Annotated in this window: 18 protein-coding genes and 2 pseudogenes; 16 read left to right on the top strand and 4 right to left on the bottom strand. The window is 36.8% G+C overall.

The genetic code is table 11. The annotated features are described in order from the left end of the window. Positions 1 to 178: 178 nt before the first annotated feature. From SKM54_RS12395 to SKM54_RS11015, 8 genes and pseudogenes are all read left to right on the top strand, one after another. Positions 179 to 1,657: pseudogene (locus tag SKM54_RS12395) on the top strand (ESPR-type extended signal peptide-containing protein); the annotation flags it as partial. 954 nt (positions 1,658 to 2,611) lie between these two features. Next, positions 2,612 to 3,127: pseudogene (locus SKM54_RS12390) on the top strand (YadA-like family protein); the annotation flags it as partial. Positions 3,128 to 3,197: 70 nt separating this feature from the next. Continuing rightward, positions 3,198 to 3,992, top strand: a complete 795-nt coding sequence (locus SKM54_RS11040; RefSeq protein ID WP_321095355.1) for an OmpA family protein — start codon at positions 3,198 to 3,200, stop codon at positions 3,990 to 3,992. Between the two features lie 125 nt (positions 3,993 to 4,117). Continuing rightward, positions 4,118 to 4,525, top strand: coding sequence for a hypothetical protein (locus SKM54_RS11035; RefSeq protein ID WP_321095354.1), 408 nt, complete (start codon positions 4,118 to 4,120; stop codon positions 4,523 to 4,525). A 314-nt stretch (positions 4,526 to 4,839) separates the two neighbouring features. Continuing rightward, positions 4,840 to 6,669, top strand: coding sequence for a dihydroxy-acid dehydratase (ilvD, locus tag SKM54_RS11030; protein WP_154773807.1), 1,830 nt, complete (start codon positions 4,840 to 4,842; stop codon positions 6,667 to 6,669). A 257-nt stretch (positions 6,670 to 6,926) separates the two neighbouring features. Then, positions 6,927 to 8,228 (top strand): hypothetical protein, encoded by a 1,302-nt coding sequence (locus SKM54_RS11025; protein ID WP_321095353.1) that lies wholly within the window; start codon positions 6,927 to 6,929, stop codon positions 8,226 to 8,228. Next, positions 8,225 to 8,509 (top strand): chorismate mutase, encoded by a 285-nt coding sequence (locus tag SKM54_RS11020; protein ID WP_321090122.1) that lies wholly within the window; start codon positions 8,225 to 8,227, stop codon positions 8,507 to 8,509. The genes SKM54_RS11025 and SKM54_RS11020 overlap by 4 nt, the downstream gene beginning before the upstream one ends. A gap of 143 nt (positions 8,510 to 8,652) precedes the next feature. After that, positions 8,653 to 9,375: a sulfite exporter TauE/SafE family protein gene (locus SKM54_RS11015; RefSeq protein WP_321095352.1), complete on the top strand. Its 723-nt coding sequence runs from the start codon at positions 8,653 to 8,655 to the stop codon at positions 9,373 to 9,375. A gap of 74 nt (positions 9,376 to 9,449) precedes the next feature. On the opposite strand, the gene SKM54_RS11010 is transcribed toward SKM54_RS11015, so the two are convergent. From SKM54_RS11010 to ppc, 3 genes are all read right to left on the bottom strand, one after another. Further along, positions 9,450 to 10,355, bottom strand: coding sequence for a LysR family transcriptional regulator (locus tag SKM54_RS11010; protein ID WP_321095351.1), 906 nt, complete (start codon positions 10,353 to 10,355; stop codon positions 9,450 to 9,452). Between the two features lie 95 nt (positions 10,356 to 10,450). After that, on the bottom strand, positions 10,451 to 11,752 hold the full coding sequence (locus SKM54_RS11005) for a solute carrier family 23 protein (protein WP_154773133.1): 1,302 nt from the start codon (positions 11,750 to 11,752) through the stop codon (positions 10,451 to 10,453). A 296-nt stretch (positions 11,753 to 12,048) separates the two neighbouring features. Next, a complete protein-coding gene (gene ppc / locus SKM54_RS11000) occupies positions 12,049 to 14,733 on the bottom strand; it encodes a phosphoenolpyruvate carboxylase (RefSeq protein ID WP_321095350.1) in 2,685 nt (894 codons plus the stop codon). Positions 14,734 to 15,334: 601 nt separating this feature from the next. Here ppc and SKM54_RS10995 point away from each other — a divergent pair. Together SKM54_RS10995 and dnaJ are read left to right on the top strand one after the other, a co-directional pair. Next, entirely contained in the window at positions 15,335 to 15,712 is a 378-nt protein-coding gene (locus SKM54_RS10995; protein ID WP_321092297.1) for a hypothetical protein, read from the top strand. A 104-nt stretch (positions 15,713 to 15,816) separates the two neighbouring features. Beyond that, on the top strand, positions 15,817 to 16,929 hold the full coding sequence (dnaJ, locus tag SKM54_RS10990) for a molecular chaperone DnaJ (protein WP_154773136.1): 1,113 nt from the start codon (positions 15,817 to 15,819) through the stop codon (positions 16,927 to 16,929). A gap of 61 nt (positions 16,930 to 16,990) precedes the next feature. On the opposite strand, the gene SKM54_RS10985 is transcribed toward dnaJ, so the two are convergent. Further along, complete coding sequence (locus SKM54_RS10985; protein ID WP_321095349.1) at positions 16,991 to 17,683, bottom strand: outer membrane protein; 693 nt, start codon at positions 17,681 to 17,683, stop codon at positions 16,991 to 16,993. Positions 17,684 to 18,062: 379 nt separating this feature from the next. Between SKM54_RS10985 and dapB the strand changes: the two genes are divergently transcribed. The 6 genes from dapB to SKM54_RS10955 all read left to right on the top strand — a co-directional run bounded on the left by dapB (position 18,063) and on the right by SKM54_RS10955 (position 23,859). Continuing rightward, the gene (gene dapB, locus SKM54_RS10980; RefSeq protein ID WP_321095348.1) at positions 18,063 to 18,884 is read left to right on the top strand and encodes a 4-hydroxy-tetrahydrodipicolinate reductase; all 822 of its coding nucleotides are present in this window, start codon (positions 18,063 to 18,065) and stop codon (positions 18,882 to 18,884) included. Positions 18,885 to 19,049: 165 nt separating this feature from the next. Next, entirely contained in the window at positions 19,050 to 20,327 is a 1,278-nt protein-coding gene (tviB, locus tag SKM54_RS10975; protein ID WP_321092293.1) for a Vi polysaccharide biosynthesis UDP-N-acetylglucosamine C-6 dehydrogenase TviB, read from the top strand. Between the two features lie 26 nt (positions 20,328 to 20,353). Then, entirely contained in the window at positions 20,354 to 21,379 is a 1,026-nt protein-coding gene (locus SKM54_RS10970) for an NAD-dependent epimerase/dehydratase family protein (protein WP_321095347.1), read from the top strand. Next, positions 21,376 to 22,551: a lipopolysaccharide biosynthesis protein gene (locus SKM54_RS10965; RefSeq protein ID WP_321092287.1), complete on the top strand. Its 1,176-nt coding sequence runs from the start codon at positions 21,376 to 21,378 to the stop codon at positions 22,549 to 22,551. Before SKM54_RS10970 ends, SKM54_RS10965 begins: the two co-directional genes overlap by 4 nt. After that, entirely contained in the window at positions 22,548 to 23,153 is a 606-nt protein-coding gene (locus tag SKM54_RS10960; RefSeq protein WP_321092284.1) for an acyltransferase, read from the top strand. Before SKM54_RS10965 ends, SKM54_RS10960 begins: the two co-directional genes overlap by 4 nt. Before the next feature lie 160 nt (positions 23,154 to 23,313). Continuing rightward, positions 23,314 to 23,859 carry an acyltransferase gene (locus SKM54_RS10955; RefSeq protein WP_321092281.1) on the top strand — a complete coding sequence of 182 codons (546 nt, stop codon included), beginning with the start codon at positions 23,314 to 23,316 and terminating at the stop codon, positions 23,857 to 23,859. Positions 23,860 to 23,862 lie beyond the last annotated feature (3 nt).

Genomic DNA, 23,862 nt, shown 5'->3' with positions numbered 1-23,862 from the left:
TAACAAAAAAAAAACATATTAAAAATCAAAAAAATAATAGTAAGCACATCCACCATTCGTCGTAAAATGTGATGTAGTTATCAATTAAATATTGAAATTGTTAAATATGAATCTATAATTGCATAAAACTACAAAACTAAACACATTGTTTGGTTAAAACAATACAGAGAATACATAAATGAATAAAGTTTATAAATTAGTATGGAATTCAACATTAAATGCTTGGGTTGCAGTATCTGAAATTGCTAAAGGTCATAAAAAATCTTCTAAATCATTATTAAAAATGACCGTTGCTGTTGGTTCGCTAGCATTTGTTAGTCAAGCATATGCTGCTGGTGCTAATGCTGTTCCACTTGGTACTGGAGCATTAGCAGATGGTATTGAGTCAATAGCTATTGGTAAAGATGCTAAATCACCTGCAAATGGTGCTATTGCAATAGGTGTAAGTACAGAGGCTTCAGGTGAAGGTGCTTTTGTAATTGGTGCAGGAGGAGCTGCTTCTGGATTGTCCGCCGGAGCACTGGGAATGTTTGCTAATGCCTCAGGAGAAAGAGCTTATGCATTAGGTTATCTTGCTAAAGCTGAAGGTAAATATGGTGTTGCATTGGGCACTCAGGCTGTAGCAAGTAAGGAGGGTACGACTGCTGTTGGTGTTGGTACTGCAGCTTCAGGTGATAGAGCGATCGGAATGGGGTATTTCGCTAATAGTACAGCAAATGATTCAATAGCTATTGGTACTCAAGCTAGTGCAGTTGCTGCAAATTCCATTTCTTTAGGTAGAGGTACTGTAACATCTGGTATGTTAGCTGTCGCTATAGGTGCATCTGCTAATGCAGCAGGAGTATATGCACTTTCTTTAGGGGCAAGCTCTAATGCTGGTTCCGCATTCTCGGTTGCTGCAGGTGGACTTTCATCGGTAACTGCTGGTAATGGTGTTGCAGTTGGTTATAGTGCTAAAGCTTCAGCAACACGTGCAGTAGCTCTGGGGAGTGGTGCTAATGCCTCTTTGGAAAACTCGGTTGCGCTTGGCGGCTCTTCAAAAACTTTAGAAGCAGTAGCTTCACATACGGCATTCACATCGGAAGGTGTAACATCTACAGCACCAGTAGTTTCTGTTGGTAGTGCAACATTAAAACGTCGTATTCAAAACCTTGCAGATGGTGCTGATGATACAGATGCTGTAACTGTTAAACAGTTGAAAGCTACACAAACAAATGTTGCGGGTGTTATTGGTACAAGCGCAACAGTAGATGCAAATTCAGGTTTAATTACAGCAACGAATATTGGCGGTATTACAGGTGCGAATACTGTTGATGATGCAATTAAAGGTGTATTAGATAAAGGTATTAAGTTTGCAGGTACAGCAGGCGAAACAACGAAAAAATTAGATGAAACTTTAAACATTGTTGGTGCTGATTCAAATATTACAACTGAAGCAGGAACTGACGGTTTAAAAATTGCATTGGCGGATACATTATCATTAACATCTGCTGGTTCTTTAACAATTGGTAACTCGAAACTTGATAATACAGGTCTTGTTATTACAAATGGACCAAAAGTAGTGGCAGATGGTATTGATGCAGGTAATAAAAAAGTTACTGGTGTAGCAAATGGTACAACAGCAAATGATGCAGTAAACTTCTCTCAATTAGATGCTGTTAAGACTGTAGCTGATAAGAATACGACTGATATTGCTCAAAACACGACGGATATTGCAAAAAATGCAACCGATATTGCAGATGTGAAAACAGCAACAGACAAAAATACGACTGATATCGCTCAAAACACAACGGATATTGCAAAAAATGCAACCGATATTGCAGATGTGAAAACAGCAACAGACAAAAATACGACTGATATCGCTCAAAACACGACGGATATTGCAAAAAATGCAACCGATATTGCAGATGTGAAAACAGCAACAGACAAAAATACGACTGATATTGCTCAAAACACAGCTAACATTGCACAAAATAAGGATGATATAGCTAAAAATACGACTGATATTGCTCAAAACACAGCTGACATTGCACAGAATAAGGATGATATAGCTAAGAATACAACTGACATTGCTGATAATAAAGCAGCTATTGATAGTGTTGGTAGTCAATTGACTGAGTTAACTGAAAGTTCAGTGAAATATGCAACAGATGCTAATGGAAACGTAAATAAAGACTCAATTGTACTAGATGGTGCAAATGGGACACAAATTACAAATCTAGCTAGTGCTGGTGATTATACTGTTGCTGCAAATGCAAATAATGCAGTAAATGCTGGTGACTTAAATACAGCTGTAACTAATGTTACAAATGAATTAACTAATAAGGGTTTAAGCTTCAAAGGTGATACTGGTACAACCAATGCCAAACTTGGTACGACTGTTGAAGTAAAGGGTGCTGATGCAAATATTTCTACTTCAGTAACTGGAAATACTATATCAATTGCTTTAGCAAAAGATATTACTGTTGATACTCTTACAGCCAAAGATGTTGTAGCAGATAAAGTTACAGCTAAAGATGTTGTAGCAGATAATGCAGCAATTAAGAATGTGACCTCAGATAGTGTAACCGTTGGTGATGTTGTAATTGATAAAGCTTCAGGTATTAATGCTGGTAACAAAGCTATTACTAATATTGCTGCTGGTACTGGTGCTAACGATGCGATCAATGTATCACAGCTTATTAGTGCTTTAGGTGGAACAGCAACTTATGATGCTACAACAGGTGCTTATACGGGACCAACTTATGAAGTTGGAGGTAATACTTACAATAACGTAGCTGGTGCGGTTGATGCATTAAATCAAGCAGATCAGACTTTAAATAGTAAAATTGACCAAGTTTCTAATAATTTAGAACAAGCCTTCTATACTACAAATAAGAAAATTGACTCTGTAGAGAAAAAAGCAAATGCAGGTATTGCTGCGGCAATGGCTCTTGAGTCTGCACCATATATAGCTGGTAAATATACATATGCTGTTGGTGCCGCTTACCATGGTGGTGAAAATGCGGTAGGTGTTACCTTACGTAAAACAGCTGATAATGGTCGTTGGTCTATTACAGGTGGTATTGCAGCTGCATCGCAAGGTGATCCAAGCGTTCGTATTGGTATCAGTGGTGTGATTGATTAATAAGTAGAAAATCTTACAAAAAAGGGAAGTAATTCCCTTTTTTTACAAAGCTAATAAAGGCTATAGACTTATGAATAAAATTAAGAAAAATTTAACGAGCGCATTAATTTTGAGTTTTTTAATACAGGGAGCTGCAATTGCAAACGAGCCGCTTGATGTAGATAGTGCGAAGCAAGAAATTGTATTTCCAGAAATTGATAAAAGTTATTTAAAAAAAGTACATCACTTTGAAGTTGATCAGGTTAAAAGTTTAGAGATAGGCTTAAATAAAGATCAAGTTCGTCATATTTTAGGGAATCCTCATTTTAATGAAGGGCTATTTAATATTAAAAAGTGGAATTATGTTTTAGATATTAGAGTGCCAAATTCTACTGAATATAAACGTTGCCAACTTCGTATAGATTTTGATAAAGATACGCTGGTAGAGGCATATTATTGGAAAGGTGAAGAGTGTAAAGAGCTGATCAATTATCGTGTTATGAATGAATCAGTTGTTGAAAAGCCTAGTTTGGCAAAAAAAAATGCGAGTGTATTTTTTCAATTTGATCGATCTAATGTAAATAGTATTATTTCAAGTTCGGCGCTAGATCAGGTTGCAACATTAATTAATCAGTCAGGCAGTCAAAATATAGTCGTAAGCGGTTATGCTGACCCTGTGGGAAATGTTAAATATAATCAGCATTTATCAGAAAAAAGATCACATACTGTTGCAACATATTTAGCAGACAAAGGTGTAAATCCAAACCATATTTCGCTTATTGCTAAAGGTTCAACTGAACAATATACATCTTGTGAGACTATAACGGCTAAAAGTGCTAAGAAAGAATGTTTAGCCTCTAATCGTCGAGTTAATGTTTCTTGGTAATATATTGTCATTGATCGTTTAATAGTATTAGAAATGAATATTTTTCATCTTCTTTTCTAATATTTAAATATACAAATTATAAAAGTACATAATGTTAGTAGGGGAATAAAATGTTAAGAAAAATAATGATTTCTTTCGTTGTAATATTTAGCATTTCACAAACGAATGCTACGGAAAAAAATAAAATTGATTTAGATAGAACTTTTTGGGGTACGTGGGAGCTTATTAATACAAAATTTGCATGTACTGAACAGTATGAGTTTAAAAAACCAGGTAATGTTGTATATCAAGCAAATAAAAAGAAATTAACGGGCGAGTTTGCTGTTATTCGTCATAATGATTCAAAAACTTTAGATACGCTTATCTTAGATATTAAAAGTGATAATGGATTAATTGGTTGTGGATCTGATACCAATAATTATCAAGGTAAACAATCTGTCCTCTCCTTAAAATGGATTTCGGACAAGTCTGCTGAATTATGCACGGACAATATTGGTAAGCAATGCACAGGCTTATATTTAAATAAAAAGTGAAATAAAGGTTATAAAAAGGGAGTTCTTAGGAGCTCTTTTTTTATAGCTTTTATTTATGCAAAATTGAAAAATTATTCATATAAGTTTTATATTTTCTCTAAGCATATAGCGGTATAGTAGAAAAAGAATCATGTATTGAATTGAAGATTGATTAAGAAATTTCATATAGATGATGAAAATTTCAGTGATCATGCTGTAAACACAAGTTATAGTATGAAAGCTCAGTCTTTGGCTGATATATTGAATATTAATAGGAATATTTCGCCAGAATAGGGCAAGTACTTATTCAAGCATATACATTGTTGGAAAACACCATGCCAGACTATCGTTCAAAAACATCAACACACGGAAGAAATATGGCCGGCGCACGTGGCTTATGGCGTGCAACAGGTATGAAAGATGAAGACTTCGGTAAGCCAATTATTGCTGTCGTCAATTCATTTACTCAATTTGTACCAGGTCATGTACATCTAAAAGACTTAGGTCAGTTGGTTGCTGAACAAATTCAAGCATCTGGTGGTGTAGCAAAAGAATTTAATACGATTGCTGTTGATGATGGTATTGCAATGGGGCATGACGGTATGCTGTATTCATTGCCATCACGTGACTTAATTGCAGACTCAGTTGAATACATGGTGAATGCACATTGCGCCGATGCAATGGTGTGTATTTCAAACTGTGACAAAATTACACCTGGAATGTTAATGGCATCTATGCGCTTAAACATTCCAGTGGTATTTGTATCTGGTGGTCCAATGGAAGCTGGTAAAGTCCAAATTCGTGGTAATGAACAAGCAATTGACCTTGTTGATGCCATGATTGTGGCAGCAGATGACAACTTTACAGATGAAGAAGTAAAAGCGTATGAACGTTCTGCATGCCCAACATGTGGTTCATGTTCAGGTATGTTCACTGCCAACTCAATGAACTGCTTAACTGAAGCTTTGGGTTTATCTTTACCAGGTAATGGTTCTACGCTTGCAACACATGCAAACCGTAAAAAGTTATTTGAAAAAGCTGGTCAATTGATCGTTGAAATTACTAAACGTCATTATGAACAAAATGATTACAGCGTATTGCCACGTAATGTAGCCACTAAAGCATCGTATGAAAATGCAATGACTTTGGACATTGCTATGGGCGGTTCAACCAATACTGTACTTCACTTGTTGGCGGCTGCACACGAAGCAGAAGTTGATTTTACAATGGACGATATCGATCGTTTATCTCGTAAAGTGCCAGTGCTATGTAAAGTTGCACCTGCGGTAAAAAATGTCCATATGGAAGATATTCACCGCGCGGGCGGCATTATGTCAATTTTAGGTGAATTAGACCGTGCAGGCTTACTAGATACGTCTGTACCAACAGTTCACGAAGCGACATTAAAAGATGCATTAGACAAGTGGGATATTATCCGTACTGAAGATGAAGACGTATATAAATTCTTTAAATCTGCACCGGGCGGCGTGCCAACTCAAACAGCATTTTCGCAAGATCGTTATTATTCACGCCTTGATGGTGACCGTGAAAATGGTGTGATTCGTAATGCAGAACATGCCTTCTCTAAAGATGGTGGTTTAGCAGTACTTTACGGTAACATCGCACTTGATGGCTGTATCGTAAAAACCGCGGGTGTAGATGATTCTATCCTTAAATTTAACGGCACAGCACGCGTATTTGAAAGCCAAGATGATGCAGTAGAGGCAATTCTTGGTGGCAAAATTGTTGCGGGTGATGTGGTTCTGATCCGTTACGAAGGTCCACAAGGTGGTCCGGGTATGCAAGAAATGTTGTACCCAACAAGTTACTTAAAATCGAAAGGTTTAGGTAAAGATTGTGCATTGGTAACAGATGGTCGTTTCTCGGGTGGTTCTTCAGGTCTTTCAATTGGTCACGTTTCACCAGAAGCGGCTGAAGGCGGTACAATTGCTTTAGTTGAAGATGGCGACCGTATCGAAATTGATATTCCAAACCGTACAATTCATTTAGCAGTTGCGGATGATGTATTGGCACAACGTCGTGAAGTTCAGGAAGCAAAAGGTTGGAAGCCTGCAAAAGAACGTCCACGTAAAATCTCAAAAGCTTTAAAAGCCTATGCAATGCACACAACAAGTGCTGCGAAAGGTGCAGTACGCGAAATCTAAGTATTTATTATTAGATTAGCACATAAAAAAAGCACTCATTTTTGAGTGCTTTTTTATGAAATAAATTCATGAAATTGGTTAAATATTGCTGGATTTTTCAAAATGAAATTTATCTAAAGATTGAACATTTCATTTCGAATTGCTATAACTTTTTCATCAGGCTTATACTATTTTAATTATTTTTACTTTTAATTTTTTATGTTGCATGTTGATTCAATGTAAACGTTGAATATCAAACATTCTTCGAGGTTTATCTCATGTCATTGCTACGCCGTTGGTTCGATCCAATTCGATCGAATTGGTTTTATCAAAAACCAATTCGCCAAGAGGTGTTATCTATAGATCAGGGATTGACTATTCATTTGCGTTTGGATGATGTTTATAGCTATTTAGCGGTTCAGCAATTACCACAATTAGAAGAAATATTAATAGAAGAATTAAAACCTTTAAAAGTCATAATTTCAGATAAAGCGGCAGAACCACCGAATAATATGTCTGCAATGGAATGGCAAAATTATTGTTTAAATGATGCCAAAATTTTGTCTAAACAGCACCGTTTTAGCTTTCATGAAGCACCTGAACAGCCAACAGAAGAGGCTTTAAAACAAGCTGAAGTTATCTTAAAAAATACGCCATTAAGAGGGCAGGATTTTCTATATTTATTGGAAGATGTATTTCATATGCTCTGGCAAAAGCAGTATGGAAAATTACGTACACTGTATGCGATGGCAAGCCAACACCATAAAGCTCAAAATTTTGAAGAGCGTATTTTTAATAATGATGAGGTTCTTACTAGTTATTTCCAATTTGCTGACCGAAAGTATCATGCTGTAGATGATTTATTACGGTTAACGCGCCGTTTAAAACGTCAAAACTTACTTACAGGTAATCCAATTTTCTTAATTAATCATATTGAATGGCGTGAGCATTTAATTAGTGATGCAGAAGAGCTGAATGAAATTCAGGGATTAGATCCTGAATTAGATTTATACATTGCTTTAGAAGATCCAATTTCGTGGTTGCTATTGGCATATATAAAAGAAGAATTGGCGAATTATTATAATATTCAATTGAAGATCTATCCTTTAAGTTATCAAGGGCGAGATCAATTTGATTGGAGTCTGGCAACACGCTTATCGAAGCGTACAGAAGTTGCTTTTACACCATTTTGTCGCCCAACTGAAACAAGCACAATCAATATGGCGAAGTTGTTTTATAGTGTGCCTGAAGAACAACAAATAGATGCTATTTATCATATTTTAAAAGCAGTTTGGACTGAAGGAAAAGACTTGTCTTATGCATCTCATTTAAATGAATTAATGCATGATTTAGATATTAAAGAACTTACAAATTTAGATGTAACGTCAAAGCTTCAAGAAAATGATATTCATTGTGAAATGAAATCTCAACCAAACTTTCCTGTGCTTGATTTAAGAATTGACGAGCAAAGTTATGTATTTAATAGCTTATATCGTGTTTGGATGATTGAAAGTATTTTCAGTAACGTGTTAGAACATAGATATAAAAGTGAAAGTAATACGGATAGCGAATTAAAATGAAAAGAGAAAAAGTGGAATCGCTAGAAGATGCACGTAATCGAGTAGATGCAATAGATGATGCATTGATTGAACTCATTGCAACGCGTCAATTTTATGTAGATCAGGTCATTCGTTTTAAGCGTAAATCGGAAGATATAAAGTCACCACGTATTGAAGAAGTGATCGAAAAAGTTTGCGTGCAAGCATCTGAACAAGGTTTAGATCCAGAGTTAATTGAAAATATTTATAGAGAAATGATTCAGCATTTTATTCGTCGTGAATTGAAAGAAATACGACCATAAAAAGGCATGTTTAACATGCCTTTTTTTATAGGTGCATTTTAAAGCAAGCCTCAATATTTTATTGAGGCTTGCTACATTAAACCCTGATTTTTAAAAGACGAAATTTTATTTAGCATAGCCAAACGTATTGAAGGATTTATCACATGGTTTGGTTTGTAATTACCGTATTTGCACTTGCAGGCATGATTAAAGGCACAATTGGTTTAGGTTTGCCTGCTGTGTCTATGGGGTTATTGACCATGGTGATTAGTCCATTTCAAGCGGCAACGTTATTGATTATTCCATCTATGGTGACGAATATTTGGCAACTTTTTGCTGAAGGTCGTGTATTACAGTTAATTCTTCGATTTTGGTTGTTATTGATTGGTATTATTGTTGGTTCTATTTGGAGTGTTTTCCCAACTTTAGGCCATAGCGATTTTAATAGTGAAGCTTTGTTGGGCGGAATGCTTGCTCTCTATGGTTTGTATGGTTTGTTTGCCAAAAGTATGCCTAATTTATCAAAGTATGAAAATTGGTTGTCGCCAATTATGGGGTATTTAGGCGGTGCTTTAACTGTTGCGACGGGAGTTGTAGTTATCCCTGTTGTACCGTATTTACAGACCTTGAATTTACAACGTGATGATTTGGTTCAATCGCTTGGTTTGGCATTTACAACATCGACTATATGTTTAGCAGTATTTTTACATCAAAATCCTGTTGAAAATATGCCAATTGATTATGTAATGTCTATGATTGCATTGATTCCTGCTTTGATAGGTATGTGGTTAGGTACAAAAATTCGTTACCGAATTTCTGAGCAAAAGTTTCGTAAAGTATTTTTCTTTGGCTTAATTGCTTTGGGTAGTTATATGATTTTACGGTAATCGCAATTTTCAGATAAATTAATTTTGAATATATAAAATCTAAGAATATGTGCTTGAGCTAATATTTTAATAACTCATTCAAATTTTAACTGACTATTCTGCGATATTAAAAACTGTGCAAAGTGCTGATATGTTACAGGCAGATCATCAAAATTTTTAGCAGTTAGTAATAACTTCCGATTCGCCCATTCACCTGTCAATTCCACATGTTGAAAAGCATATAACTCCTTTAAACGTAAAGCGGCACGTTTAGGCATAATCGCAATTCCAACACCATTGGCAACAACTTGCGCAATTGCCGCAAAATTGGGTAGACGTAAACGGTATTGGATTGTACAGCCTAATAACTTCGCTTGAGTTTCAATCGACTGTTGTAAAGAGTGGTATTGCATGAGCCCCACAAAAGCATGTGAAAGTAGGTCGGAAAGCTGTAGTTGATTTTGTGTTGCAAGTTCATGATGAATAGGGCAAATGAGCACCAAAGGATCATCTGAAAATTCCAAAGTTTGCAATTCATGTGACTTAAAAAAACTTGAAATTAAACCCAATTTAGCAATACCCGATTCAATTGCTTGCACAATATCATTCGATTCTGCTTCTTTTAAATCTATTTGAGTATTCGGATTTTTAACCAAATATTGCGGTAATAATAAAGGTAAATATTCACTTTGCGCAGAAGAGTTACACCAAAGCGTAATACTAGAACTTAAACCCTCAGAAAAAGGTGCCATCGCTTGTTGCATCTGCTTGGTTTGTTGCAAAATTTGTTGTGCATGTTCTACAAAAGTTTGCCCTGCTAAAGTGAGTTGAACGCCAGAAGAGTGACGCGTAAACAAACTAACAGAAAGTAATTTTTCGAGCTTTTTAATGCGCTCACTACAGGCTTGAAGTGAAATAGCAGAACGTTCTGCACCTTTCGTTAGGCTTCCTGTATCAACAATATGAAGCACGAGTTGTAGATCGAACAAATCTAAGCGCATAGTAAATAATCATTTTATATGTAGCTTTATCTTATGAAAAAATGAAGCATAAAAAAAGCAGTCCGAAGACTGCTATAAATATTTAATAACTTTTATTATGATTTGTCGCCTAAACTGAAGAACCAGTTCAAAATAAGTGCAGCAAATGTAGCTGTACCAATACCACCAAGGTTAAAGCTACCAAATTGAAGGGCAAAGTCGCCTGTACCTAAAATAATAGTTACTGCAGCAACCATTAGGTTTTTGTTCTTAGAAAAATCGACTTTGTTTTCAATCCAAATTTTTGCACCAGCAATAGTAATTAAACCAAATACCACAATTGAGGCACCTGTTAAAATTGCAGTTGGAATGGTATGAATGATTGCGCCAAACTTAGGAGAGAAGCCTAGGAAAATTGCAAAGACACCTGCAAAAACAAAGATAATAGTAGAGTAAACGCGAGTAACCGCCATTACACCAATATTTTCGCCGTAAGTTGTCATACCTGGAGCGCCAACACCTCCAGAAAGCGTAGTTGCAATACCATCAGCAACAAATGCTTTACCAATATGTGGATCTAGGTTTTCACCTGTCATTGCACCAACAGCTTTAATATGACCTAAGTTTTCTGCCACTAAAATAAGCGCGATAGGGGCAATAATGAGCATTGCATTTGTGCTAAATTCAGGTGCATGAAACTGTGGTAAACCAAACCAAGATGCTTGTTGGATAGGTGCAAAGTTAATTGGTGTACCATAACCCATTACATTTGAAATAATGTAATACATTAAGTAAGCCAATAATAAGCCAACTAATAATAATAGACGTTGTAGCAAGCCTTTAGTGAATACTGCAATTGAACCCATGCAAAGCACAGTCACTAAAGCCATCCACATATTAAAGTTATTACCTGCAACACCTTTAATGGTGATTGGTGCTAAATTTAGACCAATAATCATTACTACAGCACCTGTTACAACAGGTGGCATGAGCTTTTCGATCCAACGGGTACCCGTTGCCATAACAATAAAACCGAAAATGGCATATAAAACACCACATGCCATAATACCGCCAGCAGCAAGGGCGATATTTGCATTTGGCGCGCCTGTGCCTGAGGCTGCATAGCCTGTTGCGGCAATAACAACACCAATAAATGCAAAACTAGAACCTAAATAACTAGGAACACGACCACCTGTCATAAAGAAAAACAGGATGGTACAAATACCTGACATTAAAATGGCAAGGTTTGCATCGAAGCCCATTAAAAAAGGAGCTAAAACGGTCGCACCAAACATAGCAAAAGCATGCTGTATGCCTAATACAACACTTTGTGCAGGAGGTAAATATTCGTTTGTACCTACAGGACGGGCATCAATACTGCCCTCGTATGCGCGCCATTTTGGAAACCAATTGGACATAAAATGAGCACTCAAAAGATAAATTGAACACATCATACTCTTGTTGTAAAAAAGTTTTAATGTCTTTAACAAAAAAAAAATTCAAACTAATTGCATGACTTTATTTGTTTTTTTAACGAGTGATAAAAGATTTTTTTATAAAAAATGGCATAAAATCAGCACTTAACCGCTCAAATTTATATGTTTTTGTAGTGTTTAAAGTTTGTAATTTTACTTATATATATAATAATTATTTTTAATGAACGTTTATTAAAAAAGCACACTTAAAAGTGTGCTTTTTTGTATGTGTTTATAAATTATCCTGTATTGCGTAAGCCAGCAGCAATACCTGCAATAGTAACCATTAATGCATGATCGACAGGGGTATTTTCAGCCTGTTTTTCATTCATATATAAACGACGACGTTTCATGAGTTCCGCTTGTAATAGATGTAATGGTAATAAGTATGGCTTACGCACTTTCATGGACTGATCTAAAACTTCATTACTACTTAAAAGTTTAGATTCGCCTTTAAGTGCCAATAATGTTTTTACAGCATCTTTTAAGCGTTGGCGTAGTTGTTCACCTAAAACTTTTAAATCTTCATCATCTGTAAGGTGTGCTTCGTAATAAAGTGCTACATGACCATCTGCTTTTGAAAGTACCATTTCGAGCATATCAATAAGTGTTTGGAAGTAAGGCCATTCTTGAAGCATTTCATCTAGCAATCCTTTTTGGTCATTTGCAATGACTTGATTAATTGCAGCACCTGTTCCTAACCAAGCAGGAAGCATTAAGCGAATTTGTGTCCAAGCAAATACCCATGGAATAGCACGTAAAGATTCTATGCCACCACTTACTTTGCGTTTTGCAGGGCGAGAACCAAGTGGCAGCATTTGAAGTTCTAACTCAGGCGTTACCGTACGTAGATATTTCACAAAATGTGGGTTTTCACGAACAGTTTGACGATATACCTGTACAGATAAATCTGTCATTTCATCCATAAGCGCACGCCATTCATCTTTTGGCACAGGCGGTGGTAGAAGTGTTGCTTCTAAAGTTGCAGCCGTATAGACCTCTAAGTTTTGGAGCGCAATACCTTCTAAACCAAATTTGAAGCGAATCATTTCACCTTGTTCAGTCACACGAATTGCACCTGAAATTGAACCAGGTGGTTGAGAGAACAAAGCTTGTTGAGTTGGTGCACCACCACGGCTGATTGAACCACCACGACCATGGAATAGCGTTAATTGAACGTCATGTTTTTGTGCTACTGCTGTTAACTCTTCCTGAGCACGATACTGTGCCCAGTTTGCAGACATGAAACCCGCATCTTTCGCAGAGTCAGAATAGCCAATCATGACTTCGTGTTTGCCTTGAATATGTTGCTTATACCAATGCATACCAAACAAGGTATTCATGGTTGATGCAGCACCATCTAAATCTTTTAAAGTTTCAAATAGTGGAACTACACGTAAAGGATGCTTAATGTCTGCTTCTTTTTGCAGAAGTAGAACAGCTAAAACATCACTTGGATATTCCGCCATAGAAATAATATAAGCACCTAAACTTTCTTGAGGCTGCTCTGCCAAAGTACGCATGGTTGCAAATACTTCCTGAACATCGGGATGCTCAATAAGGCTACCTGCAGGCTCATTCAAATATTTAGGTAAAAGAGGGCGTTTGCTTTGTAATTCTTGCAACAAAAAGTTTTGACGCGCTTGCTCTGTCCACGTTTCAAAATTACCTAAACCTAAATATTCCGTAATTGCTGAAATTGCTTGGCGATGACGACCAGACTCTTGGCGAATATCGAGCTTTAAAAGTTCAATACCAAAACAATTTACACGGTGAATGTAATCGAGCAATTTACCATTGGCAATTTCAGGCAAATTACAATCAATTAAAGAGCGATAGCATAAAAGAAGAGGTTGCAGAAGTTCATCTTTACTTTGAATAACACGGCTGTTATCTGCATCACGACCTGCAAGTTTTTCAGATAGCCAATGGCGTGTTGCTTTTAAACGTTCACGAGTATCACGTAAATATTCACGGTATGGTTCTGCATGATTTTTGCCTAAAGCTTGTTTTAACTCATCTGAACATTGCTGAATTGAAAGTTCCCAGCGTAAGTCTTCAATATCACGTAAATATAATTCAGATGCTTGCCAGCGAGAAAGCCACAAAACTTCTTGAGTAACGTTATGCGTTACATTTGGATTTCCGTCACGGTCACCACCCATCCAAGATGCGAAGCGAACAGGCGCAACAGTTAAAGGTAAACTTTTACCGCATTGATCTTGCACCATGCCATTTAATTCACGCACAAATTTTGGAACCGCATTCCATAAAGTTTGTTCGATGGTTGTGAAGCCCCACTTTGCTTCATCAATTGGCGTTGGTTTGTTTTGACGAATTTCATCTGTTTGCCATGCAGAACAAATCAGTTGTTTTAAATCATCTAAAACAGTTTGGCGTTCACGTGGCGTCAGCTTTTGCTGATCAAATTTATGTAGACAATCGTTAATATCATCGTACTTTTGAATAAGCGTACGACGACTTACTTCTGTAGGATGGGCTGTTAAAACCAATTCAATTTTAAGTTCGCAAACTTGTTTATATAAAGTTTCTGCGGAAATTTGATGTTGTTTAAATTTTTCAAATAAATGATCGAGCGGATTTGGTGATGGTAAAGATTCATCAAACTCACTTTGGCGACGGCTACGAACCACATGATATTGTTCGGCAATGTTGGAGAAGTTTAAAAAGTGGGTGAATGCTCGGGTGAGAGGTAAAATTTCTTCATCACCTAAGCTAGATAATAATTTTTCTAATTCTCTTTCCGCTTCAACTTGTCCATCTCTCGCACCTTTAGATAAAGCACGAATTTGCTCGACTTGATTAAACAAATCTTGTCCTGCTTGCTCCTTGAGTGTTTCACCCAATAAGTTTCCAAGTAAACGTACGTCTTCGCGTAATGGAGCAGCAATTTGTTGAATCATTTTAATCATTCCCCGCTTGTTCTTAATTTGAATATACCGTGAATAGATGACATTTCTAGGTGTTTACAGACAAAAGTAGCACAAATATTGATGATAAAACCTGCAAATGAATTTCTATTTAAAATGAGCAAGTGAGCTTATAAATAAAATGGAAAAAATAGCCAAGATAAGCCAATAAAATAAATCTATCGACTTCACGTGGAACATAAAAATAATGTGATAAATAAATGCTGAATTTCAGAGTAAATAATTTTCATTTGAATGAAAAGTTTAGTCAATTATCTTGCAATATTAAAGTAAAAATATCGGAGACAAATATAAGAAAAAGCATGTTTCAAATTATTTAGCGGGGAATGCAATGGTGTATGATTTTAGGATTAAATAATACTTACGTCACTTTTAGCGCAATTTTCTTAGAACCTTTATACAGACAGCTATTTAAAGTAAAAAAAATAACATTTGTGCATAATTTTCTGTCAATATTAAGTGCGAAACACTGTAAAATTAACTATAGTAGCACCTTAATAAATTAAGATATTTAATACATAATTTTGCTAAAAATCATAAAACGAAATATGTATAGAATGGGGTAGTAACCAATATGGCAAAGGACAGCATAACAAAGAGTCGTCGAAACATCGCGATTTCGTATGTGTTTATGTTTCTTACTTTATTTACAATTGTATTTGGTCTATTTGCCTATTTTTTTGCTAGAAAAATCTCCTTAGTACAAGGTATGGAAGTTTGGTTACAAACGCATTCCTTTTGGATTATGCGTAACATCGTTATTTATACACTTCTTTCTCTATTTGCTTCTGTATGGTTTATTCCACTGTATTTTTACTATTGGGATACCTACATGTGGGTAACTGCTTGCACTGTGATAGGTGTGGTTTTTGCTATCGTTGCTTTCCTATTTTTATTAAATGCATGGTTAAAAGGCATGTCTAAGTTTTTCAAAAACAAAGCCGTTTTTTAATTAGATATAATTTTTTTCAAACATCCTCTTGTAAAATTTGGTTTGACCCCCAATTCAGACCACAGTTAAGTATTAATAAAATTCCGTGAGGAGCATCGCCTGACATGGCTAAACGTGATTATTATGAGGTTTTAGGCGTTTCTAAAACTGCTAGTGATGATGAAATTAAGAAAGCCTACCGCAAGTTGGCGATGAAATATCATCCAGATAGAAACCCAGACAATGCTGAAGCTGAAGAGAAATTTAAAGAAGCTGCAGAAGCTTATGAAATTTTATCTGATAGCGAAAAACGCAGCATGTACGACCGTATGGGGCATCAAGCTTTTGAAGGTGGTATGGGCGGCGGTGGCGGCTTTGGTGGTGGTTTTAGCGCAGAAGATATCTTTAGCCAGTTTGGCGATATTTTTGGTGGTGCGTTTGGTGGCGGTGGTCGTCAGCAACAACGCGCACGCCGTGGATCTGACTTACGTTATGTTATGGATCTTACGCTTGAAGAAGCGGTGAAAGGCGTTAAAAAGACCATTACTTTTACAGCTCCTGCACCATGTGAACCATGTGACGGCAAGGGTGCTAAAGATCCTAAAGATGTTGAAACCTGTAAAACGTGTCACGGTGCTGGTCAAGTACGCATGCAACAAGGTTTCTTTTCTGTTCAGCAAACATGTAGTACCTGTCGTGGACAAGGAAAAACAATTAAGAACCCATGTAAGTCTTGTCATGGTTCTGGTGTAGCAGACCGTCAGCAAACACTTGAAGTGACTATTCCTGCGGGTGTAGATAATGGCGATCGCGTTCGTTTATCTGGTAAAGGTGAAGCGATTCGTGATGGTCAATCGGGTGATTTATACGTAGAAGTTCAAGTGCGTGAGCATGAGATTTTCCAACGTGATGGTGCAGACCTTTATATGGATGTACCTGTAAGCATTGCCGATGCTGCTTTGGGTAAAGAAATTGAAATTCCAACGCTTGATGGTCGTGTGAGTTTGAAAGTGCCTGAAGGTACGCAAACTGGTAAGTTATTCCGCTTACGTGGTAAAGGTGTAAAACCTGTTCGTACAAGTATGACGGGTGATTTGCTTTGCCGTATTGTGGTTGAAACGCCTGTGAATTTAACTGCACGTCAGCGTGAATTATTAGAAGAGCTTCAAGCTTCTATGGATGGAGATGACAATAAATCTTCTCCGAAGAAAAAGTCTTTCTTTGGTCTGTTTGACTAATTAATATGAATAAAAAAGGACGCTGAGGCGTCCTTTTTTATGGGTTTATATTTTAATTAAATTAAAAATGATAGTTCAATTTAAGGGCAGTAGTGCTGTAGCTAGTTTTGAATTCACGTTCGCCTGCTGCTGGATAGTTAGGATCTGTTAAGTGAACAGAGCTCTTTCCTAGGTTTGTGTATTGATATTCAAGACTTGTAGATAGGTTGTCAGTTACTTTGTAAGAGACACCTGCACCAACAGTAGCTCCTACAGAAATATTGCTATTTGATGAGTTGTATTGAGTTTTACAACCATTTGTTGCTGATACTAGGGATCTGTCACAACCTACTTCATGATTTGTTTTTGCTACAGTAACACCAGTAAGTACATAAGGTAAGAATTTATCAATAGCATAGCCAGCTTTTACAGTGAGTGAACCAGCTTCTTTTACAGCATCTTTACCGTAATATGGACTATATTGATTATTATCTCGATCTTTCCAATTTTCTTTAATATTGTTAAATGCTAGGTTTGTTTCTAGACCTAGAACAATATTATTGTTTAGTTGCCAATTATGCCCAATTTGAAAACCACCAGTGAAACCGCTTAAGTCCTGTTTTGATGCATCTGAGTTAAGTTGGTCATTTGTTTTACCCCAACCATATCCAATATTAGCACCAGCATAAAAGCCGTTCCAATCCGTTGTATTTTCGCTAGCTAAAGCTAAGCCAGAAGCTGTTGAGAGGGCAACTAGCATTAAGATTTTTTTCATAAAACTACACAATAAATCAAGTGAATAATCCATTATCTAGGTAATTTATGAGCAAGTTGTATTGAGCCGGTAATTACAAGGGGTGTATTTGTGTATATTATTTAATATTTGTTAATTATGATGTTGAAATTTTTAATTTATGGTTATATTGATTAGTTTTACTTAATAAAAACATTTACCAACGCGATTTCATCTTCTTAAATAGATGGTTAAAGATACGGTTTTTGTATCAAGTTTTTATAATTTAAAAGAGAACAGTGAAAGCAATCATCAGCAAAACAAATTTCAAATAACACACAATTTTATAGACAGCATCTTAGAGTTCAGCACGACTTTTGCTATAGTAAGAACAATTTCGAATCATCTTTAGGAAAATGATATGTCAGCAGCTCCACGCATTGGTGTATTAGGTGCAGGCGGTCGTATGGGACGCATTCTAATTCAAGCCGTTCAACAAGCAGGCTACCAACTTGCAGCAGCAGTAGAACGCCCTGAAAGCAGTTTGATTGGTTCAGATGCGGGCGAACTTGCAGGAATTGGAGCAGTTGGCGTAAAAGTTTCAGGTAGCCTAGAAGAAGTATTAAAAGACTGTGACGTCGTGATTGACTTCACAGCACCTGTGGCAACAGCAAATCACCTAAAGCTTTGCCGTGAAGCTGGCGTTGCAATCGTGATTGGTACTACAGGTATGAATGACGAGCAAAAAGCATATTTAGAAGAAACAGCAACCCAAACACCTGTAGTTTATGCTGCAAACTACTCAGTTGGTGTAAACGTATCAATTAAACTGCTTGAACTTGCTTCAAAAGTATTTGGCGATACCGTAGATATCGAAATTATTGAAGCACATCACCGCCATAAAGTAGATGCACCATCGGGTACCGCTTTAATGTGGGGCGAGGCAATTGCAGATACATTAGGTCGTGACCTTAAAGAAGATGCGGTATATTGCCGCGAAGGTCATACAGGTGCGCGTGAACGTCAAAGCATTGGCTTCCAAACCATTCGTGGTGGCGACATTGTAGGTGAACACACAGCAATGTTTATTACAGATGGCGAACGTGTTGAAATTACCCATAAAGCAACAAACCGCATGAACTTTGCTTCAGGTGCTGTACGTGCCGCTGCTTGGGTGGTGGGTCGTGAAGCTAAAAAATACGATATGAAAGATGTTTTAGGCTTTAATGATATTCAAGTTTAAAGCGTAATTGGTTTTGTAAGATGAATATGTTCAATCGGATAAATATCTTATTAGACACAAATTTACAAAACCTTTTAATAACGGGAAAAATTCCATTTCTGTTATAATAAAGAGAGCCTCTAAAAGGCTCTTTTTTATTATATACACAAAACCATAAGGCTCTGTATGTTGCAACTCGCTGAACTAAAAATCGCAATTATTGGATTGGGTTATGTTGGTCTTCCTTTGGCCGTTGAGTTCGGCAAGAAAGTGCCCGTTGTCGGTTTTGATATTCATCAAAAACGAATTGATGAATTAAAATCGGGTAATGACCATACATTAGAAGTATCACCTGAAGAATTAGCACAAGCAGCTCAATTAAGTTACACCGCAAATTTAGAAGATTTAAAAGACTGTAACTTCTTTATTGTGACTGTCCCAACGCCTATTGATGAATTCAAACAACCTGATTTAACACCGCTTGTAAAAGCGTCTACAAGCATTGGTCAGGTGTTAAATGCAGGCGATATCGTAGTGTATGAATCGACGGTATATCCGGGTGCAACTGAAGAAGTCTGTATTCCAGTATTAGAAAAAGTATCGGGTTTAATATTTAACCAAGACTTCTACGCAGGCTATAGTCCCGAACGTATTAACCCAGGCGATAAACTACACCGCGTAAGCAATATTCTCAAAGTAACATCAGGTTCTACACCTGAAGTGGCTGAATTTGTCGATCAAGTTTATAAATTAGTGATTGAAGCAGGCACGCACAAAGCGGAAAGCATTAAAGTGGCTGAGGCTGCAAAAGTAATTGAAAACACGCAACGTGATGTGAACATTGCACTCATTAATGAGCTTGCACTCATCTTCAATAAAATGGGCATCGATACAGAATCGGTATTAAAAGCTGCGGGTACAAAGTGGAACTTTCTTCCGTTCCGTCCGGGTTTAGTGGGCGGTCACTGTATTGGCGTAGACCCGTATTACTTGACTTATAAAGCACAAGCGATTGGTTATCATCCTGAAATTATTTTGGCAGGTCGTCGTTTAAATGATGCGATGGGCGCTTATGTTGTGACTCAACTTGTGAAGAGCATGATTAAGAAAAAAATTCAGGTTGAAGGTGCGAAAGTTCTTGTGCTTGGTTTAAGTTTTAAAGAAAACTGTCCAGATATTCGTAATACCAAAGTGATTGATATTGTGAAAGAACTTCAAGAATATCATATTGATGTAGACATTTATGACCCTTGGGTAAATGCGGACGAAGCTGAACATGAATATGGCATTCGTACCACGGAAGCGCTGCAAAATGGTATCTACGATGCTGTAATTTTAGCTGTTGCACACGAGCAATTTGTGGCTTTAGGTGCAGAGAAAATTCGTGCATTGGGTAAAGAAAGCCACGTGTTGTACGACTTGAAATATGTTTTACCGCAAACTGCATCAGATATTCGTCTGTAATTGAAATAGAAATTAGGAAAGAAACAATGAACCAATTTGAAGTGGTTTGTGAGCAATTAAAACAAACACCAAAAACTTGGTTAGTGACAGGTGTTGCTGGCTTTATCGGCTCGAATTTGTTAGAAACTTTATTAAAGCTCAACCAAAAAGTGGTGGGTTTAGATAACTTTGCAACAGGTCATCAGCACAATTTAGATGAAGTAAAAAGCTTAGTATCGGCAGAACAGTGGGCGGGTTTTAGCTTCATTGAAGGTGATATTCGTAAATTTGAAGATTGCCAAAAAGCATGTTCAGGTGTGGACTATGTGCTCCATGAAGCGGCTTTAGGTTCTGTTCCACGTTCTATTGCAGATCCAATTGCAACAAACGAAACCAATATTAGTGGTTTCTTGAATATGCTGACTGCTGCACGTGATGCAGGCGTTTCAAGTTTTACCTATGCTGCAAGTAGCTCGACTTATGGTGATCATCCTGCATTGCCAAAAGTTGAAGAACATATTGGTAATCCATTATCACCATATGCGGTAACAAAATACGTCAATGAGCTTTATGCAGACGTATTTGCACGTACGTATGGCTTTAAAACCATTGGTTTACGTTACTTTAATGTATTTGGTCAACGTCAAGATCCAAACGGTGCATATGCTGCGGTTATTCCAAAGTGGACAGCAGCCATGATTGCAGGCGATGACGTTTTCATTAATGGTGATGGCGAAACAAGTCGCGATTTCTGCTTTATTGATAATACGGTTCAAGCCAATATTTTAGCAGCAACAACGACAAATGAAGATGCGAAAAATCAAGTTTATAACGTTGCTGTGGGCGACCGTACGACTTTGAATGATTTGTTCAATGCAATTAAAGTTGCGTTGGTTGAAAATTCAGTGAATTATAAGAAAGATGCGGTTTATCGTGAATTTCGTGCAGGGGATGTGCGTCATTCTCAAGCAAGCATTGCGAAAATCCAAAATCATTTAGCTTACGATCCGAAATTTAAAATTGCAGAAGGGATTCAACTTGCAATGCAGTGGTACGTTAAAAATCTGACATGAGCATTCGAACGCTTGTTTCAAAATATAAGTCAATTGGATTAATTACATCCAGTTTATTAGTGGGTGCGATAATTACATTTATCGCACTTCCTTTTTTAACGCGCCTATATTCTGTACACGATTTTGGTCAATATGGCGTGGCACTTGCAATAGTGAGTGTACTTTCCACCATTGCCAATTTACGTTTAGATCAAGCGCAACTTGTCGCAGATGATGCAGATCAAAAAAGTTTAATATTTGAGGGTTCAGTTTTTTCCTTTATTTTTTGCATATTATCGGCAGGAGTTCTGAGCTTCTTTTTTGATTGTTCGATGATTCTTGCCATTTGCTTTGGCGTGTTATCGAATACTGTTTTACAAAGTTTATATAATTATAAATTTTCCCAAGAAGCTGAAGTTTTTTGTGCTGGCTTAAATATTTACCGTAGTTTAATTGTGGTGGTGGCACAGCTAAGTTTGCCATTATTGATGAGTATTAGCTTGGTGAATAGCTATGCGGTAAGTTCGGTGATTATGTTATTTACCGTCTTATTTTATATAGCGATTCACGGTTTATACCAAGTGAGTTGGAGCAGTTATAAAAATTACAAAGATTTCATTTTTTCCAATACGCCACATGCATTATTAAACAGCTTTTCACATAATTTGCCGTATTACGTGGTGTCACATTTTATTGGTTATCAAGCCGTTGGTTTTTATTCGATAGTTGAGCGGACATTACGCGTACCTATTAATTTAATGTCGCAAACCATTCGTCAGTTCTTCATTCGTAAATTTAAACATGTAGATTCGCCATGTGAAGCCTTAAAAAGTAGTGTGTTTTTAAGTGTGATTTCACTGCCATTTTTTGCGCTGTTTTTTGTGTTGCCTGAATCATTATATTTAATGATTTTTGGTCAGCATTGGGTGGGTATTTCGCTCTATTTCCAAATTTTAGCATTAGGTTATTGGGCGGTATTTTGTAATCCACCAAGTTCGGCTTATTTAATTGCAAAACGAAATAGCCAACAATTATTTAAATTGCAAATTGTTGAACTGATTATAAAATTTACATTGTTTGCAGCATTGTATATGTTGATAGACAATAAAATGTATATGCTTTTGGCTGTGCCAGCGTCTTTAATTTTCTATAACTTTGCCATTTTGTACGTGGTTTGGAGAAACCCAAAGTGATCTTTTTTAAATGCTTAAAAGTACTCAATTGGTTTTCTGCATTGTGCCGAAAAAGCCTATATAACATGGCATTTTCTAGCCAATTTAAATACTTTGGAAAACGTACAAAACTAGATATTTCAGGGCAAGTTCACATTGGTAAAAATGTCTACATTGGTGATGATGTCACGCTAATTGTGGAAAATGGGGCTTCATTGGTCATTGGTGACAACAGTTTTATTGGTGAAAGTTGCTATATCAAATGCTTTGGTGGAAAAGTTGAAATTGGACGTGATGTGAGCATCAATTCCAAGTCATTTTTAAATGGTTGTGGTGGCTTAAAAATAGGGGATAACACCCGCATTGGCACGCAAAGTATTATGATTGCGAGTAACCATAAATTTGATGATCCTGATATTTTGTTCAAAGATGCCATTACCAAAGAAGGCATTGAGATTGGTCAAAATGTTTGGTTTGGCGCACGTGTAACTGTATTAGATGGTGTACATATTACCGATGATGTTGTGGTTGGGGCTTGTTCATTGGTCAGTAAAAATATTACGGAAGCAGGTGTGTATGTGGGAATACCTGCGAAAAAACTGCAACAAAAGTCAAAAGAATAATTCGATTCAAACGGACATCAATACATATATCCTCAATGGTCATGTCATATCTGAAAAGTAGATTTTCAGTTAAAATAAGTGCATTCGATTTTGTTATGTATTTATTGATACATCACCCGTTTCAATTCAATTCCCCTCACTAAATCAAAGGTTTTTCGTAATGAAAATTTTGAAAGCGATTTTATGCCAAGTTTTTGATTTAGCTTATTTCTTTATAAAAGGTAGTGTTGCTTACTCACGTAAGAAAGGCGTGGTCGTGGGTGAGCGTTGCCGAATTTATATTAGAAGCTGGGGTTCAGAACCATTTTTAGTGAAGATTGGTGATGATGTAACAGTAACATCGGGCGTAAAATTTATTACCCATGATGGCAGTACATGTTTGGTTAAAGATGAACATGGTAAGCGCTATCAAAAGTTTGCACCTATTACTGTAGGTTCACGCGTTTTTATTGGGGTAAATACCATTATTATGCCGGGTGTTACAATTGGCTCAGATGTGGTGATAGGTGCAGGTTCGGTCGTCACTAAAGACATTCCAGATAATTCTGTGGCAATTGGTGTGCCTGCAAAAGTGGTATCAAGTTTTGAAGATTACCAAGCCAAAATTAAAGCGACCTGTGCAAGTGATACAGACTTGGCGGATGTCCACGGCTATGCTGAACGCGTACAACGTGCCATTGAATTGCAAAATCAAAAACACTCTTAATTT

The organism is Acinetobacter faecalis (assembly GCF_034187745.1).
GTDB lineage: Bacteria > Pseudomonadota > Gammaproteobacteria > Pseudomonadales > Moraxellaceae > Acinetobacter > Acinetobacter faecalis.
This window is presented reverse-complemented; position numbering and strand designations above follow the sequence as displayed.

Bases quoted from the DNA above. Each gene is read 5' to 3' on its own strand.
- dnaJ (WP_154773136.1), top strand. From the start codon at position 15,817: ATGGCTAAACGTGATTATTATGAGGTTTTAGGCGTTTCTAAAACTGCT.
- ilvD (WP_154773807.1), top strand. From the start codon at position 4,840: ATGCCAGACTATCGTTCAAAAACATCAACACACGGAAGAAATATGGCC.
- SKM54_RS10995 (WP_321092297.1), top strand. From the start codon at position 15,335: ATGGCAAAGGACAGCATAACAAAGAGTCGTCGAAACATCGCGATTTCG.
- SKM54_RS10955 (WP_321092281.1), top strand. From the start codon at position 23,314: ATGAAAATTTTGAAAGCGATTTTATGCCAAGTTTTTGATTTAGCTTAT.
- SKM54_RS11015 (WP_321095352.1), top strand. From the start codon at position 8,653: ATGGTTTGGTTTGTAATTACCGTATTTGCACTTGCAGGCATGATTAAA.
- SKM54_RS11010 (WP_321095351.1), bottom strand. From the start codon at position 10,355: ATGCGCTTAGATTTGTTCGATCTACAACTCGTGCTTCATATTGTTGAT.
- dapB (WP_321095348.1), top strand. From the start codon at position 18,063: ATGTCAGCAGCTCCACGCATTGGTGTATTAGGTGCAGGCGGTCGTATG.
- SKM54_RS11025 (WP_321095353.1), top strand. From the start codon at position 6,927: ATGTCATTGCTACGCCGTTGGTTCGATCCAATTCGATCGAATTGGTTT.
- SKM54_RS11035 (WP_321095354.1), top strand. From the start codon at position 4,118: ATGATTTCTTTCGTTGTAATATTTAGCATTTCACAAACGAATGCTACG.
- ppc (WP_321095350.1), bottom strand. From the start codon at position 14,733: ATGATTCAACAAATTGCTGCTCCATTACGCGAAGACGTACGTTTACTT.
- tviB (WP_321092293.1), top strand. From the start codon at position 19,050: ATGTTGCAACTCGCTGAACTAAAAATCGCAATTATTGGATTGGGTTAT.
- SKM54_RS10965 (WP_321092287.1), top strand. From the start codon at position 21,376: ATGAGCATTCGAACGCTTGTTTCAAAATATAAGTCAATTGGATTAATT.
- SKM54_RS11020 (WP_321090122.1), top strand. From the start codon at position 8,225: ATGAAAAGAGAAAAAGTGGAATCGCTAGAAGATGCACGTAATCGAGTA.
- SKM54_RS11005 (WP_154773133.1), bottom strand. From the start codon at position 11,752: ATGTCCAATTGGTTTCCAAAATGGCGCGCATACGAGGGCAGTATTGAT.
- SKM54_RS10985 (WP_321095349.1), bottom strand. From the start codon at position 17,683: ATGAAAAAAATCTTAATGCTAGTTGCCCTCTCAACAGCTTCTGGCTTA.
- SKM54_RS11040 (WP_321095355.1), top strand. From the start codon at position 3,198: ATGAATAAAATTAAGAAAAATTTAACGAGCGCATTAATTTTGAGTTTT.
- SKM54_RS10970 (WP_321095347.1), top strand. From the start codon at position 20,354: ATGAACCAATTTGAAGTGGTTTGTGAGCAATTAAAACAAACACCAAAA.